This is a genomic window from Phreatobacter sp. GW821-FHT04C01 (genome assembly GCF_059420385.1).
Window position 1 is genome coordinate 161,322 of record NZ_JBWKTP010000010.1, and the last position, 21,284, is coordinate 182,605.

The 21,284-nt window shown below is 67.9% G+C and carries 24 protein-coding genes; 11 read left to right on the forward strand and 13 right to left on the reverse strand.

The window, feature by feature from the left end; all coding sequences use genetic code 11:
- From AC07WJ_RS29880 to AC07WJ_RS29920, 9 genes are read left to right on the forward strand one after another with little or no spacing between them, the layout of a single operon-like run.
- A complete protein-coding gene (locus tag AC07WJ_RS29880; protein ID WP_494938355.1) occupies nucleotides 1–954 on the forward strand; it encodes an ABC transporter permease in 954 nt (317 codons plus the stop codon).
- Nucleotides 954–2,813 (forward strand): dipeptide/oligopeptide/nickel ABC transporter permease/ATP-binding protein, encoded by a 1,860-nt coding sequence (locus AC07WJ_RS29885; RefSeq protein WP_494938356.1) that lies wholly within the window; start codon nucleotides 954–956, stop codon nucleotides 2,811–2,813. Before AC07WJ_RS29880 ends, AC07WJ_RS29885 begins: the two co-directional genes overlap by 1 nt.
- The gene (locus AC07WJ_RS29890; protein ID WP_494938357.1) at nucleotides 2,810–3,817 is read left to right on the forward strand and encodes an ABC transporter ATP-binding protein; all 1,008 of its coding nucleotides are present in this window, start codon (nucleotides 2,810–2,812) and stop codon (nucleotides 3,815–3,817) included. Before AC07WJ_RS29885 ends, AC07WJ_RS29890 begins: the two co-directional genes overlap by 4 nt.
- Nucleotides 3,818–3,835: 18 nt before the next feature.
- A complete protein-coding gene (locus AC07WJ_RS29895; RefSeq protein WP_494938358.1) occupies nucleotides 3,836–4,531 on the forward strand; it encodes an SDR family NAD(P)-dependent oxidoreductase in 696 nt (231 codons plus the stop codon).
- Entirely contained in the window at nucleotides 4,528–4,803 is a 276-nt protein-coding gene (locus AC07WJ_RS29900; protein ID WP_494938359.1) for a (2Fe-2S)-binding protein, read from the forward strand. The genes AC07WJ_RS29895 and AC07WJ_RS29900 overlap by 4 nt, the downstream gene beginning before the upstream one ends.
- Nucleotides 4,800–6,206: an FAD/NAD(P)-dependent oxidoreductase gene (locus tag AC07WJ_RS29905; protein ID WP_494938360.1), complete on the forward strand. Its 1,407-nt coding sequence runs from the start codon at nucleotides 4,800–4,802 to the stop codon at nucleotides 6,204–6,206. Before AC07WJ_RS29900 ends, AC07WJ_RS29905 begins: the two co-directional genes overlap by 4 nt.
- A complete protein-coding gene (locus AC07WJ_RS29910) occupies nucleotides 6,203–7,360 on the forward strand; it encodes an NAD(P)/FAD-dependent oxidoreductase (protein ID WP_494938361.1) in 1,158 nt (385 codons plus the stop codon). Before AC07WJ_RS29905 ends, AC07WJ_RS29910 begins: the two co-directional genes overlap by 4 nt.
- Complete coding sequence (locus tag AC07WJ_RS29915; protein WP_494938362.1) at nucleotides 7,357–8,214, forward strand: N-formylglutamate amidohydrolase; 858 nt, start codon at nucleotides 7,357–7,359, stop codon at nucleotides 8,212–8,214. The genes AC07WJ_RS29910 and AC07WJ_RS29915 overlap by 4 nt, the downstream gene beginning before the upstream one ends.
- Before the next feature lie 15 nt (nucleotides 8,215–8,229).
- Entirely contained in the window at nucleotides 8,230–8,718 is a 489-nt protein-coding gene (locus AC07WJ_RS29920; RefSeq protein WP_494938363.1) for a phosphatase domain-containing protein, read from the forward strand.
- Between the two features lie 9 nt (nucleotides 8,719–8,727).
- Here AC07WJ_RS29920 and lhpI read toward each other — a convergent pair whose 3' ends face one another.
- The 5 genes from lhpI to AC07WJ_RS29945 all read right to left on the reverse strand — a co-directional run bounded on the left by lhpI (nucleotide 8,728) and on the right by AC07WJ_RS29945 (nucleotide 12,446).
- Nucleotides 8,728–9,687, reverse strand: a complete 960-nt coding sequence (gene lhpI / locus AC07WJ_RS29925) for a bifunctional Delta(1)-pyrroline-2-carboxylate/Delta(1)-piperideine-2-carboxylate reductase (RefSeq protein ID WP_494938364.1) — start codon at nucleotides 9,685–9,687, stop codon at nucleotides 8,728–8,730.
- Nucleotides 9,688–9,693: 6 nt separating this feature from the next.
- Complete coding sequence (locus AC07WJ_RS29930; protein WP_494938365.1) at nucleotides 9,694–10,065, reverse strand: LapA family protein; 372 nt, start codon at nucleotides 10,063–10,065, stop codon at nucleotides 9,694–9,696.
- Nucleotides 10,066–10,090: 25 nt separating this feature from the next.
- Nucleotides 10,091–10,372 (reverse strand): integration host factor subunit beta, encoded by a 282-nt coding sequence (locus AC07WJ_RS29935; protein ID WP_494938366.1) that lies wholly within the window; start codon nucleotides 10,370–10,372, stop codon nucleotides 10,091–10,093.
- Between the two features lie 49 nt (nucleotides 10,373–10,421).
- Nucleotides 10,422–11,390, reverse strand: a complete 969-nt coding sequence (gene sppA / locus AC07WJ_RS29940) for a signal peptide peptidase SppA (protein ID WP_494938367.1) — start codon at nucleotides 11,388–11,390, stop codon at nucleotides 10,422–10,424.
- 150 nt (nucleotides 11,391–11,540) lie between these two features.
- Entirely contained in the window at nucleotides 11,541–12,446 is a 906-nt protein-coding gene (locus tag AC07WJ_RS29945; RefSeq protein ID WP_494938368.1) for an alpha/beta hydrolase, read from the reverse strand.
- Nucleotides 12,447–12,490: 44 nt separating this feature from the next.
- Between AC07WJ_RS29945 and AC07WJ_RS29950 the strand changes: the two genes are divergently transcribed.
- Nucleotides 12,491–13,003 (forward strand): MarR family winged helix-turn-helix transcriptional regulator, encoded by a 513-nt coding sequence (locus AC07WJ_RS29950; protein WP_494938369.1) that lies wholly within the window; start codon nucleotides 12,491–12,493, stop codon nucleotides 13,001–13,003.
- Here the strand turns inward: AC07WJ_RS29950 and AC07WJ_RS29955 are convergent.
- From AC07WJ_RS29955 to AC07WJ_RS29975, 5 genes are all read right to left on the reverse strand, one after another.
- Entirely contained in the window at nucleotides 13,000–13,314 is a 315-nt protein-coding gene (locus tag AC07WJ_RS29955; protein WP_494938370.1) for a hypothetical protein, read from the reverse strand. The genes AC07WJ_RS29950 and AC07WJ_RS29955 overlap by 4 nt on opposite strands.
- A gap of 91 nt (nucleotides 13,315–13,405) precedes the next feature.
- A complete protein-coding gene (gene pyrF, locus AC07WJ_RS29960; protein WP_494938371.1) occupies nucleotides 13,406–14,122 on the reverse strand; it encodes an orotidine-5'-phosphate decarboxylase in 717 nt (238 codons plus the stop codon).
- Nucleotides 14,119–14,694, reverse strand: a complete 576-nt coding sequence (locus AC07WJ_RS29965; RefSeq protein WP_494938372.1) for an NADPH-dependent FMN reductase — start codon at nucleotides 14,692–14,694, stop codon at nucleotides 14,119–14,121. The genes pyrF and AC07WJ_RS29965 overlap by 4 nt, the downstream gene beginning before the upstream one ends.
- Before the next feature lie 66 nt (nucleotides 14,695–14,760).
- Complete coding sequence (locus tag AC07WJ_RS29970; RefSeq protein WP_494938373.1) at nucleotides 14,761–15,837, reverse strand: lysylphosphatidylglycerol synthase transmembrane domain-containing protein; 1,077 nt, start codon at nucleotides 15,835–15,837, stop codon at nucleotides 14,761–14,763.
- 328 nt (nucleotides 15,838–16,165) lie between these two features.
- Entirely contained in the window at nucleotides 16,166–16,807 is a 642-nt protein-coding gene (locus AC07WJ_RS29975; protein ID WP_494938374.1) for an MBL fold metallo-hydrolase, read from the reverse strand.
- A gap of 402 nt (nucleotides 16,808–17,209) precedes the next feature.
- Here AC07WJ_RS29975 and AC07WJ_RS29980 point away from each other — a divergent pair, with 402 nt between their 5' ends.
- The gene (locus AC07WJ_RS29980; RefSeq protein ID WP_494938375.1) at nucleotides 17,210–17,737 is read left to right on the forward strand and encodes a transglycosylase SLT domain-containing protein; all 528 of its coding nucleotides are present in this window, start codon (nucleotides 17,210–17,212) and stop codon (nucleotides 17,735–17,737) included.
- A gap of 122 nt (nucleotides 17,738–17,859) precedes the next feature.
- Here AC07WJ_RS29980 and AC07WJ_RS29985 read toward each other — a convergent pair whose 3' ends face one another.
- From AC07WJ_RS29985 to AC07WJ_RS29995, 3 genes are all read right to left on the reverse strand, one after another.
- On the reverse strand, nucleotides 17,860–18,663 hold the full coding sequence (locus tag AC07WJ_RS29985) for a crotonase/enoyl-CoA hydratase family protein (protein WP_494938493.1): 804 nt from the start codon (nucleotides 18,661–18,663) through the stop codon (nucleotides 17,860–17,862).
- Between the two features lie 226 nt (nucleotides 18,664–18,889).
- Nucleotides 18,890–20,596 carry a 30S ribosomal protein S1 gene (gene rpsA, locus AC07WJ_RS29990; RefSeq protein WP_494938376.1) on the reverse strand — a complete coding sequence of 569 codons (1,707 nt, stop codon included), beginning with the start codon at nucleotides 20,594–20,596 and terminating at the stop codon, nucleotides 18,890–18,892.
- Between the two features lie 385 nt (nucleotides 20,597–20,981).
- Complete coding sequence (locus tag AC07WJ_RS29995; protein ID WP_494938377.1) at nucleotides 20,982–21,266, reverse strand: hypothetical protein; 285 nt, start codon at nucleotides 21,264–21,266, stop codon at nucleotides 20,982–20,984.
- Between the last annotated feature and the right edge of the window lie 18 nt (nucleotides 21,267–21,284).

Below are 21,284 nucleotides of genomic sequence, written 5' to 3' on the forward strand. Positions count from 1 at the left end.
ATGCTGAGCTTCGTCCTCCGACGCCTGGCGGTCGCCGCCGGCCTGGTTCTGGTGGTGGCGACGCTGGTCTTCCTGATCATCCACCTGATCCCGGGTGATCCGGCCGAGCTGCTGCTGGCCCAGGGCGGCATCGCGCCGGATCCGGGCTCGGTCGCCGAGCTGCGCGAGCGGCTCGGCCTCGACCGGCCGATCCTCGATCAATATCTCGACTATCTCCGCGGCCTCGCGCGGCTGGATCTCGGCCTGTCGATGCAGGACCAGCATCCGATCATCGACGAGATCACGCTGAGATTGCCCCGGACGCTGGAACTGGTCGGCGCCGCCGGCCTTCTCGCCGTGCTGATCGGGGTTCCCTTCGGCATGCTCGCGGCGCTGCGTGCCGGCACGCTGACGGATCGCGTCATCTCCGGTCTTGCAGGCCTTGCCCTGTCCATCCCCGTCTTCGTCGTCGGCACCCTGGTGATCCTGGTCTTCGCCCAGGGACTGCGCTGGGTGCCGGCCGGAGGTTACGTGCCCTTCTTCGAGAACCCCGGGCGCCACCTCGTCCTGCTGCTGATGCCGGCAGGAACCATCGCGGTCGGCTTCGCGGCGGTGGTGCTGCGCGTCACCCGCAGCGCCGTGCTCGAAGTGCTGTCGCGCGACCATGTCCGCGCGGCCCAGGCGCGCGGCGTCGCCTCGGCCGTCATCATCCGGCGCCACGTCCTGCGCAACGCGCTCACCCCGCTGGTGACGGTGGTCGGCCTGCATCTCGGCTCGCTGCTCGGCGGCACGGTGCTGGTCGAATTCGTGTTCAACTGGCCGGGCCTTTCGGGCTATCTCGTCCGCTCGGTGGAAGCCCGTGACTATCCCGAGGTCATGGGCATCGTGCTGGTCCTGTCGATCCTCTACGTGCTGCTCAACCTCATCGTCGATCTGCTCTATGGCGTCATCGACCCGCGCGTGAGGCAGGGCTGATGCGGGCGGATCGTCTCAGCCGTCTCGCTGTCCCGGCCCTGCTGGTCGGCCTTGTCCTGGCGGTGGCGCTGGTCACGCCGTTCCTGTCGCTGGCCGACCCGGTCCGCCAGGACGTCGCCCACCGGCTGGCCGGCCCGACGGCGGCGCATTGGCTCGGCCAGGACGAATATGGCCGCGATGTCCTGTCGCGGATCTTATGGGGTGCGCGCGTCTCGCTCACCGTCGCCTTCACCTCGGCGGTGTTCGCGGCCATTCTCGGTACCTTGCTCGGCATTGTCGGCGGCTATTTCCGTGGGTTTGTCGAGCTGTTCACCGTGCGGGCCGCCGAGGCCGTGCTGTGCTTCCCGCCCCTGCTCCTGGCACTGCTGGTGGTGACCTTGCTCGGGCCGGGGGCGGCGACGCTGATCCTGGCCTTGAGCGTGCTTTATGCCCCGGGCTTCGCACGTGTCGCCTATGCCGAGACCCTGTCGGCCCGCGTGCTCGACTATGTCACCGCCCAGGAGGCGCTGGGCGCCCGGCCATGGCGGATCCTGGGTGTCACGCTGCTGCCGAATATCGCCGCGCCGCTGATCGTCCAGTTTTCCCTGACGGTCGCCGCCGCGCTGGTGCTGGAGAGCGGCCTGTCGTTCCTCGGCCTCGGCGTGGTGCCGCCGTCGCCGTCCTGGGGCCTGATGATCCGCGGCGCCCGCGCCACCATGGAACATGCACCGCTGCTGCTGTTCTGGCCGTGCCTGGCGCTGAGCGGCACCGTCTTGATCCTCAACCTTCTGTGCGATCGCCTGCGCGACATCCTCGACCCGCGCGCGACGGCGGCCGCCGTGCCGGGCTTCCTGCGCCGCCTGATGGCCTTGCCGCCGGCTCGCGAAACGCCTGCCGCCGCGGACCAGGCGCTGCTCTCGGTCCAGGGATTGACCCTCGAACTGGCCATCGGCGGCCACAACATCCCGCTGGTGCGCGACGTCAGTTTCGATCTGGCGCCCGGCGAGACGCTGGCCATTGTCGGCGAGAGCGGTTCCGGCAAGACGCTGACCGGCCTTGCCATCATGGGGCTCCTGCCGGCGGCGGTGCGACCGGCGGCGGGCACGATCCTGTTTCGCGATCGCGATGGCAAGACACGCGACCTCCTGAGGCTCGGCGAGCCGGAACTGCGCGCGCTGCGCGGCCGCGACCTCTCCATGGTGTTCCAGGATCCCTCGACCAGCCTCAATCCGCTGCTGCGGACGGGACAGCAGATCGCCGAGGCGGTCGAAGCCCATGAGGCGGGGCGCGCCGGCGCGAAGCGCGTGGTCGACCTGCTTCGCAAGGTCGGCCTGCCCGATCCGGAACGGCGCGCGGCGAGTTTCCCGCATGAATTGTCCGGTGGCCAGCGCCAGCGGGTGATGATCGCGGCGGCCATCGCCAATCATCCGCGCCTGCTGATCGCCGACGAGCCGACAACCGCGCTCGACGTCACGGTGCAGGCGCAGATTCTGGCGCTGCTCGCCGCGCTGCGCGGCTCCGAACGCGGCATGGGCATGGTCTTCGTGACCCACAATCTCGCCGTCGTCGGCCAGATCGCCGACCGGGTCGCCGTCATGTATGCCGGCGAGATCGTCGAGCAGGGGCCGGTCGCCGAGGTCTTCGCGGCGCCGCGCCATCCCTATACCGCGGCGCTGCTCGCCAGCATTCCCGAGGATGCGACCGAGCGCCTCTTGTCGATACCAGGGGCCGTGCCGCAGCCGACCGCCATGCCGCCGGGCTGCCGCTTCGCGCCGCGCTGCGCCCATGTCGTCGAGAGCTGCGGTCATGCGGCACCTGCGCTCGAAACGGTGACGCCGGGGCGGACCACCCGCTGCCCGCGCTGGAGGGAGATGGCATGAACGTCATCGACCGCACGCATGTTTTCAGGTCCGGCTCTCCCCTGGTCCGCGGCGAGGGGCTGACCAAGGCCTTTCCGGGCCGGGGATCTCTGTTCTCGGCGCGCCAGAAGATCCTCGCGGTGCGCGGCGTCGACATCGCGGTCGGGCAGGCCGAGGCTGTCGGCGTCGTCGGCGAATCCGGCTGCGGCAAGAGCACGCTCGGGCGCCTCTTGCTGCAGCTCCTGCCGCTGACCGATGGCCGGGTGCTGTTCGATGGCAACGACATGTCCGGCCTGAAGGGCGCGGCCCTGCGCGCCATGCGCCGGCGTATGCAGCTGGTCTTCCAGGACCCCTATGGCAGCCTCGACCCCCGGCGCTCGATCGGCGCCCAGATCGCCGACGGTATCCTCATTCACCGCCTCGCCGGCCGCGCCGAAATCGGCGACCGGGTCGACGGGCTGTTGCGCCAGGTCGGGCTCGATTCGGGCCAGGCCCAGCGCCTGCCGCACGAGTTCTCCGGCGGCCAGCGCCAGCGCATTGCCATTGCCCGCGCCCTGTCGACCGAGCCGCAGTTCATCGTCGCCGACGAGCCGGTCTCGGCGCTCGACGTCTCCATTCAGGCCCAGGTGGTCAATCTCTTGGCCGACCTCCGGCAGGAACTCGGTCTCGCGCTCCTGTTCATCAGCCACGACCTGCACGTGGTTCGCCATCTCTGCGACCGGGTGGTGGTGATGTATCTCGGGCGGGTGGTCGAAGAGGGCAAGGCCGACCAGGTCTTCAAGGCGCCCGCCCACCCCTATACCCGCGCTCTGATCGCAGCGACGCCGTCGCTGCGCCAGAAGCCGGGCAGCGTCGCCGCGCTGTCGGGCGAAATCCCCAGCGTCGCGGCGCCACCGTCGGGCTGTGTCTTCCGCACCCGCTGCCCCATGGCGCAGCCCGCCTGCGCCGATGCCGTTCCCGAGCTTGTCCCTCTGTCCGACGGTGCCGAGCGCCGCGTCGCCTGCTGGCGCGCCGGCGAGATCTGATCCGAGAAGGAGCCACCCATGCTTCAGCCCGACGGCCGTGTCGTCATGATCTCCGGAGCCGGCCGCGGCATCGGCCGCGCCGTGCTCGAACGGCTTCTCGCGGCCGGCTACCGGGTCAGCGCCGGTATGCGCAACCCCACGCAAATGCCGCCGCGCGCCGGGCTGTTCGTCCACGCCTATGAAGCGACCTCGGCCGATGGCGCCGATAGATGGGCCGCGGCGACGCTGGCCGAATTCGGTCGCATCGACGCCCTGGTCAATGCCGCCGGCATGAACAACCGCGGCACATTGCTCGACCCGGACGAGACCGCCTTCGACCTGCTCTGGGCGGTCAATGCCAAGGGGCCGATGCGGGTCATCCGGGCGGCCTGGCCGGGTCTCGTCGCCTCGGGTGAGGGGCGGGTGGTCAACCTGGCGTCGCTCTCCGGCAAGCGGGTCAAGAACGACAATCTCGCCTATGCCATGAGCAAATTCGCGGTGATGGCCCTGACCCAGGAGGTTCGTCGGCTCGGCTGGGACCATGGCATTCGCGCCACCGCTGTCTGCCCCGGCTTCGTCGATACCGACATGACCTCGCATGTCACCAAGGTGCCGCGCGACAAGATGTCGAGACCGGAAGACGTCGCGGCCTTGGTCGAGGTGGTGCTGCGCTTGTCCAACACGGCAACCGTCGCCGAAGTGCTGGTCAATTGCCGCCACGAGGAGCTGCTGTGAGATTGCGGCGGCTGAGAGACGTCGAGCGGCCATCCATCGCCCTGACGCTGGATGGCGAGGCGATAGGGGCGCTGGCTGGCGACACGCTTCTGACGGCGCTGCTGGCCGGCGGCGCGGGCTACCTGCGCACCGGGGAGTTCGGGCGGGACCAGCGCGCCGGCTTCTGCCTGATGGGGGCCTGCCAGGATTGCTGGGTGGAGGTGACGGGGCTTGGCCGGGTCAGGGCCTGCACCACGCCCGCGGCATCGGGCATGGAGGTCAGACGCGGATGAAAGTGGCTGTTGTCGGGGCCGGACCTGCAGGCGTGCGCGCGGTCGAGCGGCTGGTCGCGGCCGGGTTGACGCCGGTCTGGATCGACGAGGCCGCCGATGGCGGCGGGCGCATCTACCAGAGACCGCCGCCGCCGCTGCAGCGCGATCCGAAGCTGCTCTATGGTTTCGAGGCCGCCAAGGCCTCGGCTCTGCATGCCGCGCTCGACCGCCTGAAGCCGCTCGCCGATTGGCGTCCGGCAACGCTGGTCTGGCACATTCGCCCTGAGACCCGGGAATTGCATACGCTAGGCGACGGCGCGCGCGACGTCGTCGGTTACGATGCCGTCATTCTCTGCACCGGGGCGATGGACCGGGTGGTCCCGGTGGCCGGCTGGACCGCTGCCGGGGTCACCACCCTCGGCGCGGCGCAGATCGCGCTCAAGGCCCAGGGCTGCGCCATTGGCCGGCGTGTCGCCTTCATCGGCAGCGGTCCGTTGCTCTGGCTCGTTGCCTACCAATATGCCAAGGCCGGCGCGGAGGTTGTCTGCGTGCTCGACACCACGCCGCTGTCGGCCAAGATCGCGGCCGCACCGGCCCTGATGCGCGACCCCGCGACCCTCGGCAAGGGGCTCTGGTACGTGGCCTGGCTGCGCGCCCGCGGCGTCCGGATCGCCGAAGGCGTCACGCCGGTCGCGATCGAAGCCGGTGGGAAGGGCGTTGCCGCCATCCGCTGGCGCGATCGGCGCGGGCATGAGCAAAGCGTCGATTGCGACGCGGTCGGCATGGGCTGGGGCCTGAAACCCGAGGCGCAGCTCGCCGATCTCGCGGATGTGCCGTTCCGCTACGACGAGATTCAGGCGAACTGGGTGCCGGAACGCGATACCCTTGGCCGGACCGCCGTGCCCGGCATCTATCTGGCCGGCGACGGCGCCGGTATCGGCGGCGCGGCGGTTGCCGAACTCGCCGGTGCGGCGGCCGGGCTCGCCGTCCTTGCCGATGCCGGGCGCCCGGTGGATCGCGGCGAAGTCGTCCGTCTTGAGCGCGCATTGCAACGGCAGGTCCGCTTCCGGGTGGCGCTGGAGCGCGCCTTTCCGTTTCCGGTCGATCTGGCGCGCCAGGTTCCGGACGAGACCATTCTGTGTCGCTGCGAGGGCCTGACCGCCGGCGAGCTACGCGCCGTGGCGAAGGCGAGGGAAGGCACCGGCCAGACCGGGGACCTGAACCGGGCCAAGGCCTTCACGCGGGCCGGCATGGGGCGCTGCCAGGGGCGCGTCTGCGGCCCGGCGGCGGCCCAGATCTTGGCGGCGGAAGCGCGATGCGACCTGCCGGCCATCGGGCGGCTGCGCGGCCAGCCGCCGGTCAAGCCCTTCGCGATGGGGCCGGCCCGGCCGGCTGCCGGTATCGACAAGGCGGCGGCGCGATGACCGGCGATCACGATGTGCTCATTCTCGGCGGCGGCGGCGCCGGCTGCTCGGCGGCGCTGCATCTCGCCCTTCGCGGCAGCCGGGTCCTGCTCCTGGAACGCGGCCTGGTTGGCGGCCAGGCGACAGGCGTGAATTTCGGTGGCGTCCGCCAGCAGGGCCGGCATCCCGCGGAACTGCCAATTGCCAGCCGTTCCCTGGAGATCTGGAAACGGCTGGAGAGCCTGGTCGGCACCGATGCCGAATTTGCCAGGACCGGCCATCTGAAGCTCGCGCGCGACGAGGCCGAAGAGGCCGACCTCATCGCTTATCTCGATATCGCCCGCGCCCATGGGCTCAGCCTGCGCATGGTCGGTCGCAACGCCATCCATGGTGAATATCCCTGGCTCGGACCGAGGGTCGTCGCCGGCTCGCTGGCGCCCGATGACGGCTCGGCCAATCCGCGCCTGCTGGCACCGGCGCTCGCCAATGCCGCGCGCAAGGCCGGCGCGGTCATCCGCGAGCACACCGAAATCACCGGCTACCGGCGTGACGATCGTGGCTTCGTGCTGGAGAGCCGGAGCGGCGAGGCGTTCCGGGCGGCCATTCTGCTGAACACGGCCGGCTTCTGGGGTGGCGCGGTCGCTGCCGCGTTCGGCGAAGCGGTTCCGGTTCAGCCGCTCAGCCCCAACATGCTGGTGACCGAACCGATCGGCTATTTCATCAAGCCCAATCTCGGCGTGGTCGGCGGCAATGTCTATTTGCGCCAGATCCCGCGTGGCAATGTGATCATCGGCGGCGGTTATGGCGAGGCGGATCCAGCCGTGCCCTGGTCGCGACCGCTGCCCGAACCGACTATGCGCGCGATCGACCTGGCGGTCGAGCTCGTCCCGGCGCTCGCCGGCGCCCATGTCATCCGCTCCTGGAGCGGCATTGACGGCCGGATGCCCGACCGCATCCCGGTCGTCGGCGAAAGCCTGACGACACCGGGCCTGTTCCATGCCTTCGGCTTTTCCGGCCATGGTTTTCAGCTCGGCCCGGGCATTGGCCAGATCATGAGCGAGCTGATCCTCGACGGTCGGACCGAGACGCCGCTGGAGGCGTTCCGGATCGATCGATGGCGGAATCCGCCTGACGGCGATGCGAACCCGATATTCGGATCTGGAGACGTGAAATGAAAATGGACCTGCTGCCCGGCGTCTTCGCGCGCCGCGATCCCGATGTGGCGCCGGCGCCCGTCATCTTCGACATTCCCCGGAGCGGTTCCGAATATCCGCGCCATTTCCGCAGCATCGCTTCGCTCACGGACCTGCAGAAATCGGTCTCGTCCTTTGTCGAGGAGCTCTATTCCGGCGTGACGGCGTCGGGCGCGACCTGGCTTTATGCGGCCTTCCCGAATGCCTTCATCGATCCCAACCGCCACGAGCTCGATATCGATCCGGACAGCCTCGACGGCCCCTGGCCGGTGCCGCTCAACCCCTCGCCGAAGACCAGCACCGGCATCGGGCTCATTCCCATGGTCTGTGCCGGCACCAGGCCGATCTATGACCGCAAGCTTGCGGTCGCCGACGTCGAGGCGCGCCTTGCCGACTATTACTGGCCCTATCACAACGAACTGGGGCGGCTGATCGCCGGCTTCCGCGAGCGTTTCGGCGTCGCCTATCACCTGAGCTGCCACAGCATGTCGGAGTTCATCGCCGGCAACGGCCCGGATGCCGGCACGCGCCGTTCCGACTTCGATCTCGGCGACCGCAACGGCACGACCTGCGGCCGCGCGCTGGTCGATGTCGCGGCGGAAACGCTGACCAGCTTCGGCTATCGCGTCACGGTCAATGCCCATTATGTCGGGGCCGAAGCGGTGCGCAAACACGGCGATCCGAAAAATGGCGTCCACAGCCTGCAGATCGAGATGAACCGGGGCCTCTACATGAACGAGACGACACGCGAGCGCAGCAACCGCTTCCCGCAGATCCAGCGGCACATGGCGGCGCTGAGCGAGCGTCTGGCCGACTTCGCCAAAGCCGGCGCATAGGGGACGGGGCGACCCATGACCGATCCGGGCGGCGCGATGCGATTGTCCGACCTGGCGCTCGACCCGCCATGGGCGATCGCACTGACGCATTGCCCCGGCCGCGATGGCGATCTCGACGGCGATGTCGCCGCCATCGTGGCCTGGCGCGCGACCATGCTGCTGAGCCTGGTCGAGGACGGCGAATTCGCCGATGTGGCGGGATTTGAGCAGCGCCTCGGCCGGCACGGCATCGGCTGGCTGAGATATCCGATCCCGGACTATGGAACCCCGCGCGCCCCGTCGGCCTGGTGGGCCCTGGCCGGCGAGCTGCGTGCCGCGCTGGATCGCGGCGGTCGCTTGGTCATCCATTGCCGGGCCGGCCTCGGTCGCTCCGGCATGATCGCCGCGCGCCTGCTGGTCGAGCGCGGCCAAATGGTCGAGGCGGCGATCGCGGCGGTGCGCCGGGCCCGTCCGGGAGCGATCGAAACGGCCGGGCAGGAAGCCTGGATCGCCAATCCCGGCTAGGAGGGCCGATCAGTTCTTCAGCGAGCGCCAGACCAGCATGGCGGCGGCGAGGTCCTCCAGTGCCGTTCCCACCGATTTGAACAGGGTGATCTCGCTGTCGGAGGTCCGGCCGGGATGCTTGCCGCGGGCGAGATCGAACAGGTCGGCCTTGACGTCGGCTTCCGTGATGATGCCGCGCTTGAGCGGGTCGACGATGTCGCCGGCCTCGTGCAGGCCGCCGGTGCGGGTGTCGACGAACAGGCTGGCGCGCTTGACCGCGGCATCGTCGGTCTCGCGCATGGATGGCGTATAGCCGCCGACGAGGTCGAGATGGGCACCCGGCTTCAGCCAGTCGCCGGAGACGATCGGATTGGTCGAGATGGTGGCGCAGGAGACGATGTCGGCTTCGCCGACGGCGGCCTGAAGATCGGTGCCGACAGTGATGGCGATACCGGGCAAGGTGCCCTTCAGGCCTTCGGCGAGTTCGGCCGCGCGCTCCCGCGAGCGGTTCCAGATGGTCACGTGGCGGATCTGCCGCACCGCGGCATGGGCGCGGATCAGATGCGGCGCGAGCGCGCCGGCGCCGACCATGACGTGGCGCGATGCGTCCTTGCGCGACAGCGAGCGCGACGCCAGCGCGCTGGCGCAGGCGGTGCGCCAGACGGTCAGCTCGGTGCCGTCGAGCACGGCGAGCGGCGCCCCGGTCTGGCCGCTGGACAGGATGTAGCTGCCATAGATCGACGGCAGGTTCTTCGCGCCATTGCCGGGATAGACCGAGACGATCTTGGTGCCGACATAACGTTGGCTGCCGCCGGCGGTCCAGGCCGGCATCAGTAGCAGCATGGCCTCCGGCGCGCCGTCCGGCTGGGCAATGCGGTGGTGGTGGCGCAGTGGCACGGTGGCTTCGGCACGAAAGGCGTCGCCCAAGGCATCGACCAGATCGGAATGGGTCAGCAGGCCGGCGATGTCGGCGGCGGATACGATACGCATGTCAGGTCACGCGGCCGAACGGCCAAAAAAGGAGAGGGGGCCGCCATGCGGCTCGGGCGGGGTGCCGCCGCTCCTGGCGAGTTCGTTGCGCAGGCGCTCGATTTCGGCGCGGGCAGCATCGAGTTCCTGTTCGGCCTTGCGGGCATGGCGGCGATGAACGCCCTGCTTCCACCACGACACCGTGCCGCCGATGAGGACGCCGAGCGCCACCGAGGCCAGGACCAGGACGAACAGCGGCATGGTCAGTGCCGCGGATGACAGATCGCGTGAGAACGGATCGAAAGAGAGCGTGACCGGCGTCCGATTGGCCACTGCCAGCACCACGGCGACGATCGCGATGGGCGCCAGCACCAGCCAGTTGACGATACGCTTGATCATGCCGGGTGCCTTTCAAGCTCGCGGGTCAGACCCGGTTCAGCCGCTCGCGCATTTCCTTGCCCGTCTTGAAGAAGGGCACGACCTTGTCCTCGACCGCGACATGGGCGCCGGTGCGCGGGTTGCGGCCGACACGGGCGCTACGCGCCTTCACCGAAAAGGCACCGAAGCCGCGCAGCTCCACCCGGTCTCCGCGTGCGAGCGCCGAGACGACCTCGTCGAGGATCGCATTGACGATATTCTCGACGTCGCGCTGGTAGAGCTGCGGGTTCTGCTCGGCGATCTTTTGGACCAGTTCGGATTTGATCATCGACGATGCGCGCCCGCGGCACGCCTCCGGTTGAATTTTATGAAATGGATCATGGGGTTGGAGGCTGCCAGACGACCAGGAGCCCGTCAAGCGCCGAGCGCTCGATACCCGCAACGATGCCCGAGGAGCGCAATCTCTCGCCAAGCGCGCTCAGGCCGAGCGCATCGACCACCGCCGCCGCGGCGGCATTGATGAAGGGCAGGCCGCCTCGGCGTGACGGCCGGTAGGTGCGAATGTCCAGTTCGCGCGGCACGCCGCGGCCGGCGAGCCAGCCACGCGCCTCGTCCTCGCCGCCAATGGCGTCGACCAGCTTCATGTCGCGTGCCCGGACACCGGAAAAGGCCCGGCCGTCGGAAGCGATGCGCAATTCGTCGTCGGTCAGGCCCCGGCGTTCCCTCACCAGGCGCTGGAACCATTGATAGCTGTCCGTGACGATTTCGCGCAGTGCCGCGATCGCTTCGGGACTGGTCGGCTCGATGCCGCTCGGCGTGGCCTTCAGCGGCGTCGAGCGCACCGCCTCGACCTTGACCCCGACGGTTTCCAGGAGGCGCACCACATTGGGGAATTGCACGATCACGCCGATCGAGCCGGTGATCGAGGTCTCGCGTGTGACGATGTAGTCGGTGGCGATGGCGGCGATGTAGCCGCCCGAGGCCGCCATGCCGTTGACCACCGCGACCGTCGGCTTCTTGGCCGCGACCTGGCGGATCGCCAGATAGAGCGCCTCGGAGCCGGCGACGGTGCCACCGGGCGAATCGATCGAGACAACCAGGCCGCGGACGCTGTCATTGCGTCCGATCGCGTCGATCATCCTGACGAAATCGGCATTCTGGGTGATGAGGCCGCTGACTTCGATCCGCGCGACATGGCGTGTGGCGAACAGGCCGGCGCTGCGGGCGCCGTAGAAGCCGGCCGTGGCGAGCCCTGCGACGGCCGCGACCACGGCGGCGACGCGCCAGAAGGTCAGCTTCCTGCGCAACAGGCGACGGTCGAGCACGGCATCGGTGTCGAGCGGCATGAGGGCTCCGCAAGTCTCACTGAAACTTGGGCGTCACCGCCCGGCTGTCGTTCAGGTAGACCCGGCGGGAGCCCGGCGCAAGCGCCGGAGCAGGCTTCTCTTGGCCGCAGGGGGCTGGAAGCGGCCGATGGATGGCCGCCCGGCCGGACGTCAAAGCCGCCCGGCGACAGGCTTTTGCATGAATTCGACGACCCGTCCGATCACCTCGGGGGCATAGAGGATGCGGCGATGGCCGAGCCGGTCCACCGGGGCGAATTCGGTCGCTGCGCCCGCGCTCGCCAAACGCTCCGCGTCGGCGAACGGGATCTCGCGGTCGTCGCGCGAGTGCACGATGAGCCTCGGCGTATCGTTCCGCGCCAGCATGGTCGAGACCCTCAGTTCATCCAGGGCCCGGCCGCCGCGGGCGCTCAGCGCCCGTTCGAATGCCGATTGCGCGGCCTGCCCAAGCCCGGTCATCTGCCCGAAGCGTCTGGTGATGTCGACGATTGCATCGGGCGCCGAGACGAAAGCGATGCGACCGACCTCGAGCGGCGCGGCCAGGGGCGGCTTGCCGTCGACGGCGAAGGCGGTGACGGCTCCGCCGAAGGAATAGGCGACGACGCCGTGCAGCGGCCCGAAGGCCGCGGCAACGGCCTGCAAGGCGCGGGCGCCGTCGAAGGGATCGGTCCCGGCACCGGTCGAATCGCCATGCGCCGGCAGGTCGAAGGCGACGACCTGGAAACCGCCGGCGGTGAGCCCCTCGATGAAGGCCCGCATGAAATAGGCCTGGTTGGCCCAGCCGTGAACCACGGCAACCGTCTCGCCGCGGTCGGCTTCGGGTTTCGGCCGAAAATGATAGGCCTGGACGTGGCCACCGGCATGGCGGACGCGACGGCTCTCGGCGCCGGCGAAAAGCTCGCGGCCCGCCGCGATCACCTGCTGCTTCTTGTCGCTGGGCCCCATCGGGTCGAACGGCTTGCGGAACAATCGAAGCGCGATGCGGCCGGTGGTGCGCGGGGCCATCGCGCTGCCGAGCTGAAAACCCGTGCGCATGGCCTTCAGAGCCAGGCTCTTCATGGCAGTCTCTTTCCTTGAAACGTCGGCTCGGCTAAAATTAGTTCATGACTGAACAAAATAGTTCACCGCTGAACCAATTGCAAGAGCCGCCGGCCGGCCGCCGGCCCTGGGAGGTTCCCGGCTTTGGGTCGTGGCTGAGCGTGGTCAGGGTGCACCATGCCTGCGAGATGGCGATAACCGCGGCGCTCGAGCCGCTCGGCCTGAACCTTTCGCAATATGACATCCTGGCCAACCTGGCGCGGCAGCCCGACCTCGCGCAGGGTGAGCTGGCCGGCCGGCTGCTGGTTGGCAAGAGCGCCGTCAGCATGACCTTGCCGGATCTGGAACGGCGTGGGCTGATCACCCGCGAGCGGGACGCCGATGACGGCCGCATCCGCAGGCTGAAGCTGACACAGAAGGGGAAGGAGCTCGCCAGCCGCGCGCTGGCCGCCCACGCGGCGATCCTCGACCTGATGATGTCGAACGCCGAACCCGACGATGCCGCCAGGGTCGAGGCCGCGATGGGGCGGATCTATCAGGCACTCAAGGCGGCGCGCGCCCGAGCTGCGGCGGATTAGTCGTCGCGCCTGACATCATTGCGGTTGCGCATCAGCACGAACAGGCTGGCCAAGGCCAATATCACGCCGCAGACGATGGCGGCGGGATATAGAGCCGACATGGCCACGATATAGCTCAGCGGCTCGGTTTCGTATTCGAGATCCCAGGCGTCCGGGCCCGCCGGCCCGAGCAGGACCACGCCATTGTTCCAGGCGGCCCTGAGCTGGATGAACATGAAGATCGCGATGAAAAGCCCGCCGACCAGGCCGAGAACGCCCGTCAGCGCCGTCTGGAATCGGCCGGATTTACGCGGATCTTCAGGTCTCGTCATGCATCGCCTCGCAATCTTCACCTGACCGCAGGTGGTGCGGCCGGCTCGGGATTCAAGCCTTCACAGTGGTTAAGAAATCTTGCCACGATGCTCAACCGAGCGCCATGGCGATCTCGTCAAGGATGGCCTGCGCGGCGACGACCGGGTCGGCGGCCCCGGTGATCGGCCGTCCGACGACCAGTCGATCGGCACCGCCGGCGATCGCCATCCGCGGGGTGACGTTGCGCTTCTGGTCGCCGATATCGGAGCCTGCCGGACGGATGCCCGGGGTCACCAGCTCGACGCTTTCGGGAATGCCGGCGGCACGCAGCAGGCCGGTCTCCTGCGCCGAGCAGACGATGCCGTCCATGCCGAGCGACACGGCCTGTTTCGCCTTGTTCTGGACCAGCGCGGCGACGTTGCCGGCATAGCCGGCCTCGGCGCAATCGACGTCGTTCCATGAGGTCAGGATGGTCACCGCCAGGATCTTCAGATGCGATCCTGCCCGCCCGGCGGCCGCCGCCTTCATGGTTTGCGGATAGGCGTGGACGGTGAGGTAGTGGGCGCCGGTCCTGACGATCGATTCGACGCCCTCGCGCACGGTGTTGTCGATGTCATGCAGCTTCAGGTCGAAGAAGATGGTCTTGCCCGAGGCGGCGAGTTCGCGGCCGAAGGCGATGCCGTCGGAATAGCCGAGCCGATAGCCGATCTTGTAATGCGTCACTCTGTCGCCGAGCCTGGTCACCAGGCGCTCGGCTTCGGCGAGGCTCGACAGGTCGAGCGCGACGAACAGTTTGGCGCGGGGGTCCTGGTTGCTGGTCGGGGTCATCGGTAAGCGCTCGCTTTCTCGACCAGCGACTTGCTGCAGGCGATGAGGGCGGCGCGGCTGCGCTCGTCCTTCAGGTTGCCGGCTTCGTCGAAGGCCTGATGCGCGGCCGAGACCGCACAGGTTTCCGGAATGAGATGGGCGCCGCAGCCAAGTTCCAGCGATTGGCGCGTGGCGATTTGCGAGCGCATGCCGCCATAGCCGCCGGGCGAGGCCGAGCCAAGCGCAAAGACGCGGTTCCGGTAGGCGGCGAGCGGTGGCTCGCCGGCCTCGCGGACGCGGCTGACCCAGTCGATGGTGTTTTTCAGGAGCGGCGTGATACCGGCATTATATTCGGGGCCGGCGATGAAGATGCCCTGGTGCGCGCAGAACAGCCGCTTCAGCTTGAGGGCATTGTCCGGCGGGCCGGAGGCGCTCTCCAGGTCGCCGTCATAGATCGGCATCGGATAGTCGCCGAGCGAGATATGGGTCACGTCGGCGTCGAGGCGGGCGAGTTCGGTCGCCGCCACCGCCGCCAGCCTGGCGTTGAACGAGCCGGTCCGGATCGAGCCGGAGAACACCAGGATGCGGGGCATGACGGCCTCGAGGTCGCGTTGCGGGAACGCATCCCTTCTAGCCGCAGGGGTGGACAGCGTAAACGCTTACTCGGCGGGGCCCGGCTTGGCGGCGACGTGCTTGGCCGCTTCGTGGCTGGCCTCGGCCGCCCGGATCGCCGCCATGCTCTCCTTCAGATGATCGAGCGAGCGATGGCCGCTGGTCAGCTCGCGGATCGCCAGCAGGCTGAGCGCCAGCAGGAACGGTGCGATGAAATAATACAGCCGGAACAGGATGAAGGCGGCCACCACCGATTCCGGCCGGAAGCCGAGCGGCGGCAGGGCGATCAGCAAGGTCGCCTCGAAGGCACCGGCGGCGCCCGGCGCGTGGGTGGCGAAGCCGAGCAGCATGGAGGCGCAGAAAATCACCGCCACGGCCTGGAACGGCACGTCAGGCGCATGCGGCATGGCCATCAGCAGGACGTAGAGAATGGCCGCGCAGCACGCGAGGTCGACAATGCCGATGACCATCTGCAGTGCGGTCAGGCGAGCCGTCGGCAGTTTGATGACCCAGGCGCCACGGCCGAATTTGCGCGGCGTGCTGACGAAAATCAGCCAGCCGACCAGGGCGACCAGAATGCCGATGCCGACCATCCGGACGGTCGAGCCGCCGATACCGAAGGCTTCGACGACCGGCGTGACCACTTCCGGTTCCAGCACGAAGCCGAGGCCGAGCACCGTGGCATTGCCGAGCCAGAAGGTGAGGCCGGCGATGAAGCACAGCTTGACCACCTCCGGAGCGGTGATCTTGTAGCGGGAATAGACGAGATAGCGCACCACGGCGGCGGTAAACACCGTCGCGCCGAGGTTATGCGCGATCGAATAGCTGGTGAAGGAGCCCATCGCGCAGGCCGGGTAGGGGATGTCCTCGCGGCCGATCGTGCGGGTGGCGAAATAGTCGTAGACGGTCAGCGTCAGATAGGCGGCCGCCGTGAACAGGCCGGCGACGACAAGGGTGCCCGGCCCGATCTCGGAGATCGCGGTGAACACCTTCGACCAGTTGATGTGCTTGAGCTTGTGCACCAGCACGTAGATGGCGATGGCGAGCATCGCCAGCGAAACACCAAGCACGATCCGCTTGAAGCCGATGCGGTCACGGACGAAGGTCACGAGGGGCTGAAGCAAGGGTCGTCCCGATCAAGCGTTTGGCGCGAAAGACCCCCGCGCATCCGGTTTGGCAAGTACCAGATGAACTGTTTCGCCGATATGTCACGAAACATGAGGGGAATTGCGGATAGTGGCAAGAGATACCGTTCGCTCAAGGCAAAATCTCGGCCGCATGACGGCGGATTTCCTCTCTTGTCGGGCAGCCGCGCCGGTTTGCCGCAGCCTTGTCCCGTCACCGATGCCCGGTTTCGCACGGCCTGAAACTCGCGCTCAGATGCCGCACGAGTTCGGATGAGCGTCCGGGCGTGATCGGCTCGCGCAGATACGATGCCGCATCCCGAGCGGATCAGTCGGTGAGGAAGGGATTGCTCGTCCGCTCGCGGCCGAGCGTGGTTGCCGGACCATGGCCCGGCAAGACCGCGAAATCGTCGCCGAGCGGCAGAAGCTTCTCCTTGATGCCCTTGATCAGGAGATCGTGGTCGCCGCCATAGAGATCCGTGCGCCCGACCGAGCCCTGGAACACGGTATCGCCGACCAGTGCGAATTCGGAGGGGTGGTGGACGAAGACGACGTGGCCCGGGGCGTGTCCGGGCACATGCAGCACGTCGAACGTCAGCTCGCCGACCGTGACCTTGTCGCCTTCCGCGAGCCAGCGATCCGGGACGACGGTGCGCACGCCGGTCATACCGAAATTCTGCGCCTGGATCGGCAGGCTCTTGATGATCACCTCATCGGCGATATGCGGGCCCTCGACCGGGATCTTGAGGGTCTCGGCGAGCTCCGCCGCGCCGCCGGCATGGTCGATATGGCCATGGGTGATCAGGATCTTTTCCGGCGTCACCTTCAATTCCTTGAGTGCCGCCAGGATGCGCGGCAGGTCGCCGCCGGGGTCGACGATCGCCGCCTTCATCGTGCCGGTATCCCAGACGATCGAAGCGTTCTGCTCGAACGGGGTGACCTGAACGATGGCGACCTTGAGGTTGGACATACGGCGGCTCCTGGCGAGGCTTGAAGCCTAGCAGTTAATGGTCCGGGCGCAGGCAGGCAACCGGGCCGAAGCGGTGGTGTCGCGCGCCGGCGGCCGTGCCGCCCCGGCAGCCAGCCGCCGTGACGATTCGGACTCAGGTCAAGGCCAAACTATAAAATTATTGCAATGCAAATTTTTTGTGAATATAAGCCGCCGCGTTGGTCCCATTTCAGATGAATGCGTTCCCTTGGGTCAATTGAGTGACCGGAAAGGGTGAATGACGGGATGTGGCTGCTGCTGGCATCGACCTTAGATGCGCGGGCCTATACTTAGGAACAAGAAATCATGATTATTAGAAACGCGGCTTTTCGCCGCTTTTCCATGCATTTGGCTTTTTTTGCTATCATTGCAGCGTCCGCATCATTGACGACTTCAGCCGAGGCCGATGAAATCTACAGCCAGGACATGTCCTGGGCCGCCATGTTTGCGCGCAATGCCACGCCCTCCAGCCCGGCCGCCGTTCAGCCCGCGGCCCGTCGCGGCCAGGCCCAGCTCCAGGCCCAGGCCGGCGGCAATACCATCGAGATGACCTCTTCGGTCGCCCGGCGCGTCGCCGAGGTTGCCGGCCGTCACGGTGTTCCCGCCCGCTTCGCGATCGCCGTTGCCCGGGTTGAAAGCCACCTGCGCTGCCAGGCCGTCGGCCGGGCCGGCGAGCTGGGGCCGTTGCAGATCAAGCCGGCGACCGCTCGCGGTCTCGGCTATACCGGCCCGACCTCCGCGCTCAATTCCTGCGGTGCGGGCCTCGAATGGGGCATGCGGCATCTCGCCCTTGCCTATCAGCGTTGCGGCACCAGCGCCGGCGCTGCCGCCCTGCACAATCGGGGCCTGGCCTCGTCATGCGTCCGAACGGCCTATTCCAATGCCGTCACCCGCATGATGGCGAGCCTCTGAGGCAAGGGCTGTCTCGCGTCACGGGCTGATCCTGTCGGCGCGACGATCGACAGGACGCGGCGGGCCTTGTCCGCCGCGTTCGTCGTCAAGGGCCGGCCAGGGTCTCCGGCAGGACCGCTTCGTCAGGCCGGTGGCGGGCGAAACACCGGCGTCCGCTTCTCCACGCCGGCCATGACGGCTTCGATCTGGTTGGCCGAGCCGATCAGCGCCGCCTGCTCGTTCGACTCCGCCTGCAGGATTTCGGCGACCGGGCCGTCGCCCGCGAGATTCATGAGGCGCTTGGCCGCCCGCACCGCGTCCGGGTTTCGTCCCGCGATGTCGCGCGCCGTTGCCAGCGCCGCCGCGCGCGGGTCGGCATGGACGGCCGTCGCGAAACCCAGCGCCAGCGCCTCGGTGCCGGAAAACATCCGGCCGGTGAAGGTCAGTTCCCGGATCACGTCGGCGCGCGCCAGTTCGCGCATCAGCGCGACGCCGGCCATATCCGGCACCAGTCCCCATTTGATTTCCAGGATCGAGAGCCTGGCGTCGGGCGCGACATAACGGATGTCGGCGCCGAGCGCGATCTGGAAGCCGCCGCCCAGCGCCACCCCATGAATGGCCGCGATCACCGGCACGGCCAGCGAGCGCCAGACCAGCACCGCCTGCTGCGCCCGGTTGGCGGCGCCGTGCGTTCTCGGCCTGAGATCGCCCAGCACACTGCCGCCGGAGGCCATCGACTGGAACAGGCCCATGTCCAGTCCGGCGCAAAAGCCCTTGCCTTCGCCCGAGAGCACCACGGCCCTGACGCCGGCATCTTGCCGAAGCGTCTCGCCGGCCTCGATCAGGGTATCGAACATGGCCGGGTCGAGGGCGTTCATCTTGTCGGGGCGGCTCAGGCGGACGTCCGCCACGCCGTCCATGCAGGCGATGCTGATGCGCTGGTTCAGTATCCGTGCCGGGCCTTCGGGCATCGGGGTCCTCCTGATGGCGATCCCGGGATCATCGAGCCATTCCGGCGGTTGCGCCAGCGGGCCGATCGATAGTCCCCCGACGGCCGCGAGCGCTCCGGCCATGGGCAGGCGATGGCGCGAGGCTCCAGGCAAAAGAAAACCCCGCGCGGATGGCTCCGCGCGGGGCTTGAAGGCTGCGGTCGGGCCCGAAGGCCCGATCGGCTCACTTCTTGTTGTCGGTGCGCGCCTTGAGGGCGGCGCCCAGGATGTCGCCGAGCGAAGCACCCGAGTCGGCCGAGCCGTAGGTGGCCATGGCTTCCTTCTCCTCGGCCACTTCCAGCGCCTTGATCGACACCTGGACCTTGCGGGCCTTGCGATCGAACATGATGACGCGGGCGTCGACCTTTTCGCCGGCGGCGAAACGCTCGGGGCGCTGGTCGGCACGGTCGCGGGCAAGCTCGGACCGCTTCACGAAGGTCGTGAGATCGGTGCCGGTCAGCTTCACGTCGATGCCGCCTTCCTTCACGTCGATCACTTCGCAGGTGACGATCTGGCCCTTGCGCAGCTCGCCGGCATCAGCGAAGGGATCGCCGCCGACCTGCTTCAGGCCGAGCGAGATGCGCTCCTTCTCCACGTCGACGTCGAGGACCTGGGCGCGGATGATGTCGCCCTTCTTGAACTCCTCGATGACCTGCTCGCCCGGACGGTTCCAGTCGAGATCGGACAGGTGGACCATGCCGTCGACATCGCCCTCGAGGCCCAGGAACAGGCCGAACTCGGTCTTGTTCTTGACTTCGCCTTCCACGACCGAACCGATCGGGAACTTCTCGACGAAGGCCTCCCAAGGATTCTGCAGGGTCTGCTTGAGGCCGAGCGAAATGCGGCGCTTCGAGGAATCGACCTCCAGGATCGACACTTCCACTTCCTGCGAGGTGGAAACGATCTTGCCCGGATGGACGTTCTTCTTGGTCCAGCTCATCTCGGAAACGTGGATGAGGCCCTCGATGCCCGGCTCCAGCTCCACGAAGGCGCCGTAGTCGGTGATGTTGGTGACCCGGCCCTTGAACTTGGCATTGATCGGGTACTTGGCCTCGATGCCCTGCCACGGATCGTCGAGCAGCTGCTTCATGCCGAGCGAGATGCGGTGCGTCTCGTGGTTGATCTTGACGATCTTGACCTTGACGGTCTGGCCGATCGTGAGGACCTCCGAGGGGTGGTTGACGCGACGCCAGGCGATGTCGGTGACATGCAGCAGGCCGTCGATGCCGCCGAGGTCGACGAACGCACCGTAGTCGGTGATGTTCTTGACCACGCCGTCGATGATCTGGCCCTCTTCGAGGTTCTGCACCAGCTCGTGACGCTGCTCGGCGCGGGTCTCTTCGAGAACCGTACGGCGCGACACCACGATATTGCCGCGGCGGCGATCCATCTTGAGGATCTGGAACGGCTGCGGCGAGTTCATCAGCGGGCCGACGTCGCGGATCGGGCGGATGTCGACCTGGCTGCGCGGCAGGAAGGCCACGGCGCCGTCGAGATCGACGGTATAGCCGCCCTTCACCGTGTTGAAGATCGTGCCGGTGACCTTCTCATTGGCCGTGAAGGCCTTTTCGAGCTTCACCCAGCTCTCTTCGCGACGGGCCTTGTCGCGCGAGATGACGGCCTCACCAAGCGCGTTCTCGACGCGCTCGAGATAGACCTCGACGATGTCGCCGATCTTGATCTCGCCTTCCCGGCCGGGGCCGGTGAATTCCTTCAGCGCGACGCGGCCTTCGGTCTTCAGGCCCACGTCGATGATCGCGAGATCCTTCTCGATCCCGACGACGGTTCCCTTGATCACGGAACCTTCGTTCATTTCCGTCTTACCGAAGCTCTCGGTGAGGAGCGCGGCGAAATCGTCGCGAGTGGGGTTCATGCTGCTGGCGGTTGCCATACGTGTCTGTCCCTTGAGCCCGTTGTTGCGCCGGGTTGTGTTGAAAGGCCGTCGGTTCCGCGTGGGCCGGACGAGGGGCTGAAATCGCGTCCGACACTGGCCGAAAACGGCTCAATGGGCGCAACCCGCGCGGATGACGGTGATGTCTGAGTGGCTGGCGGGTCGTGACCGGCGCCGATACGGGCCCCATCCAGGGCGGCAGCCCGTCGGGGGCCACGGCGTGGACGCAGAGCAAGCGGGCGTCGGACGCCCCCTCCGGAACGGCGAACCGCCCCGTCGCACCGACGGTTCCGACCATTGGTCGATCCGCAGATGAGCGCCGCAATACAGGAAAACGTATATGGGGACAAGCGAAACCGCCCGCCAGGGGGCAGGCGAATTGCCGCTACTGGCGCTTTCGGTCGAACACGAAGCGGCCCGAGCGCTTCAGTTCGAGCACCAGCGCCACGAACTGGATCGGCGACAGGATCTCTTCCTTGCCGCCGGGATAGGCGACGAAGAAGCGCGAGCGGTCGGCATACATGGTCACCCGCGCCTCGATCCTGGGCTCGGCGCCGCTGCCCTGGTCGGCCTTGGCCAGCACCACGCCCCACGACCGCCGCGGCTGTTCCGGCGGTGCATCCATCAGGTCGAGTTCGATGGACGAGGCGCTGCTCTGCATCATGGTCATGCCGTCTCCGAAGCGGGT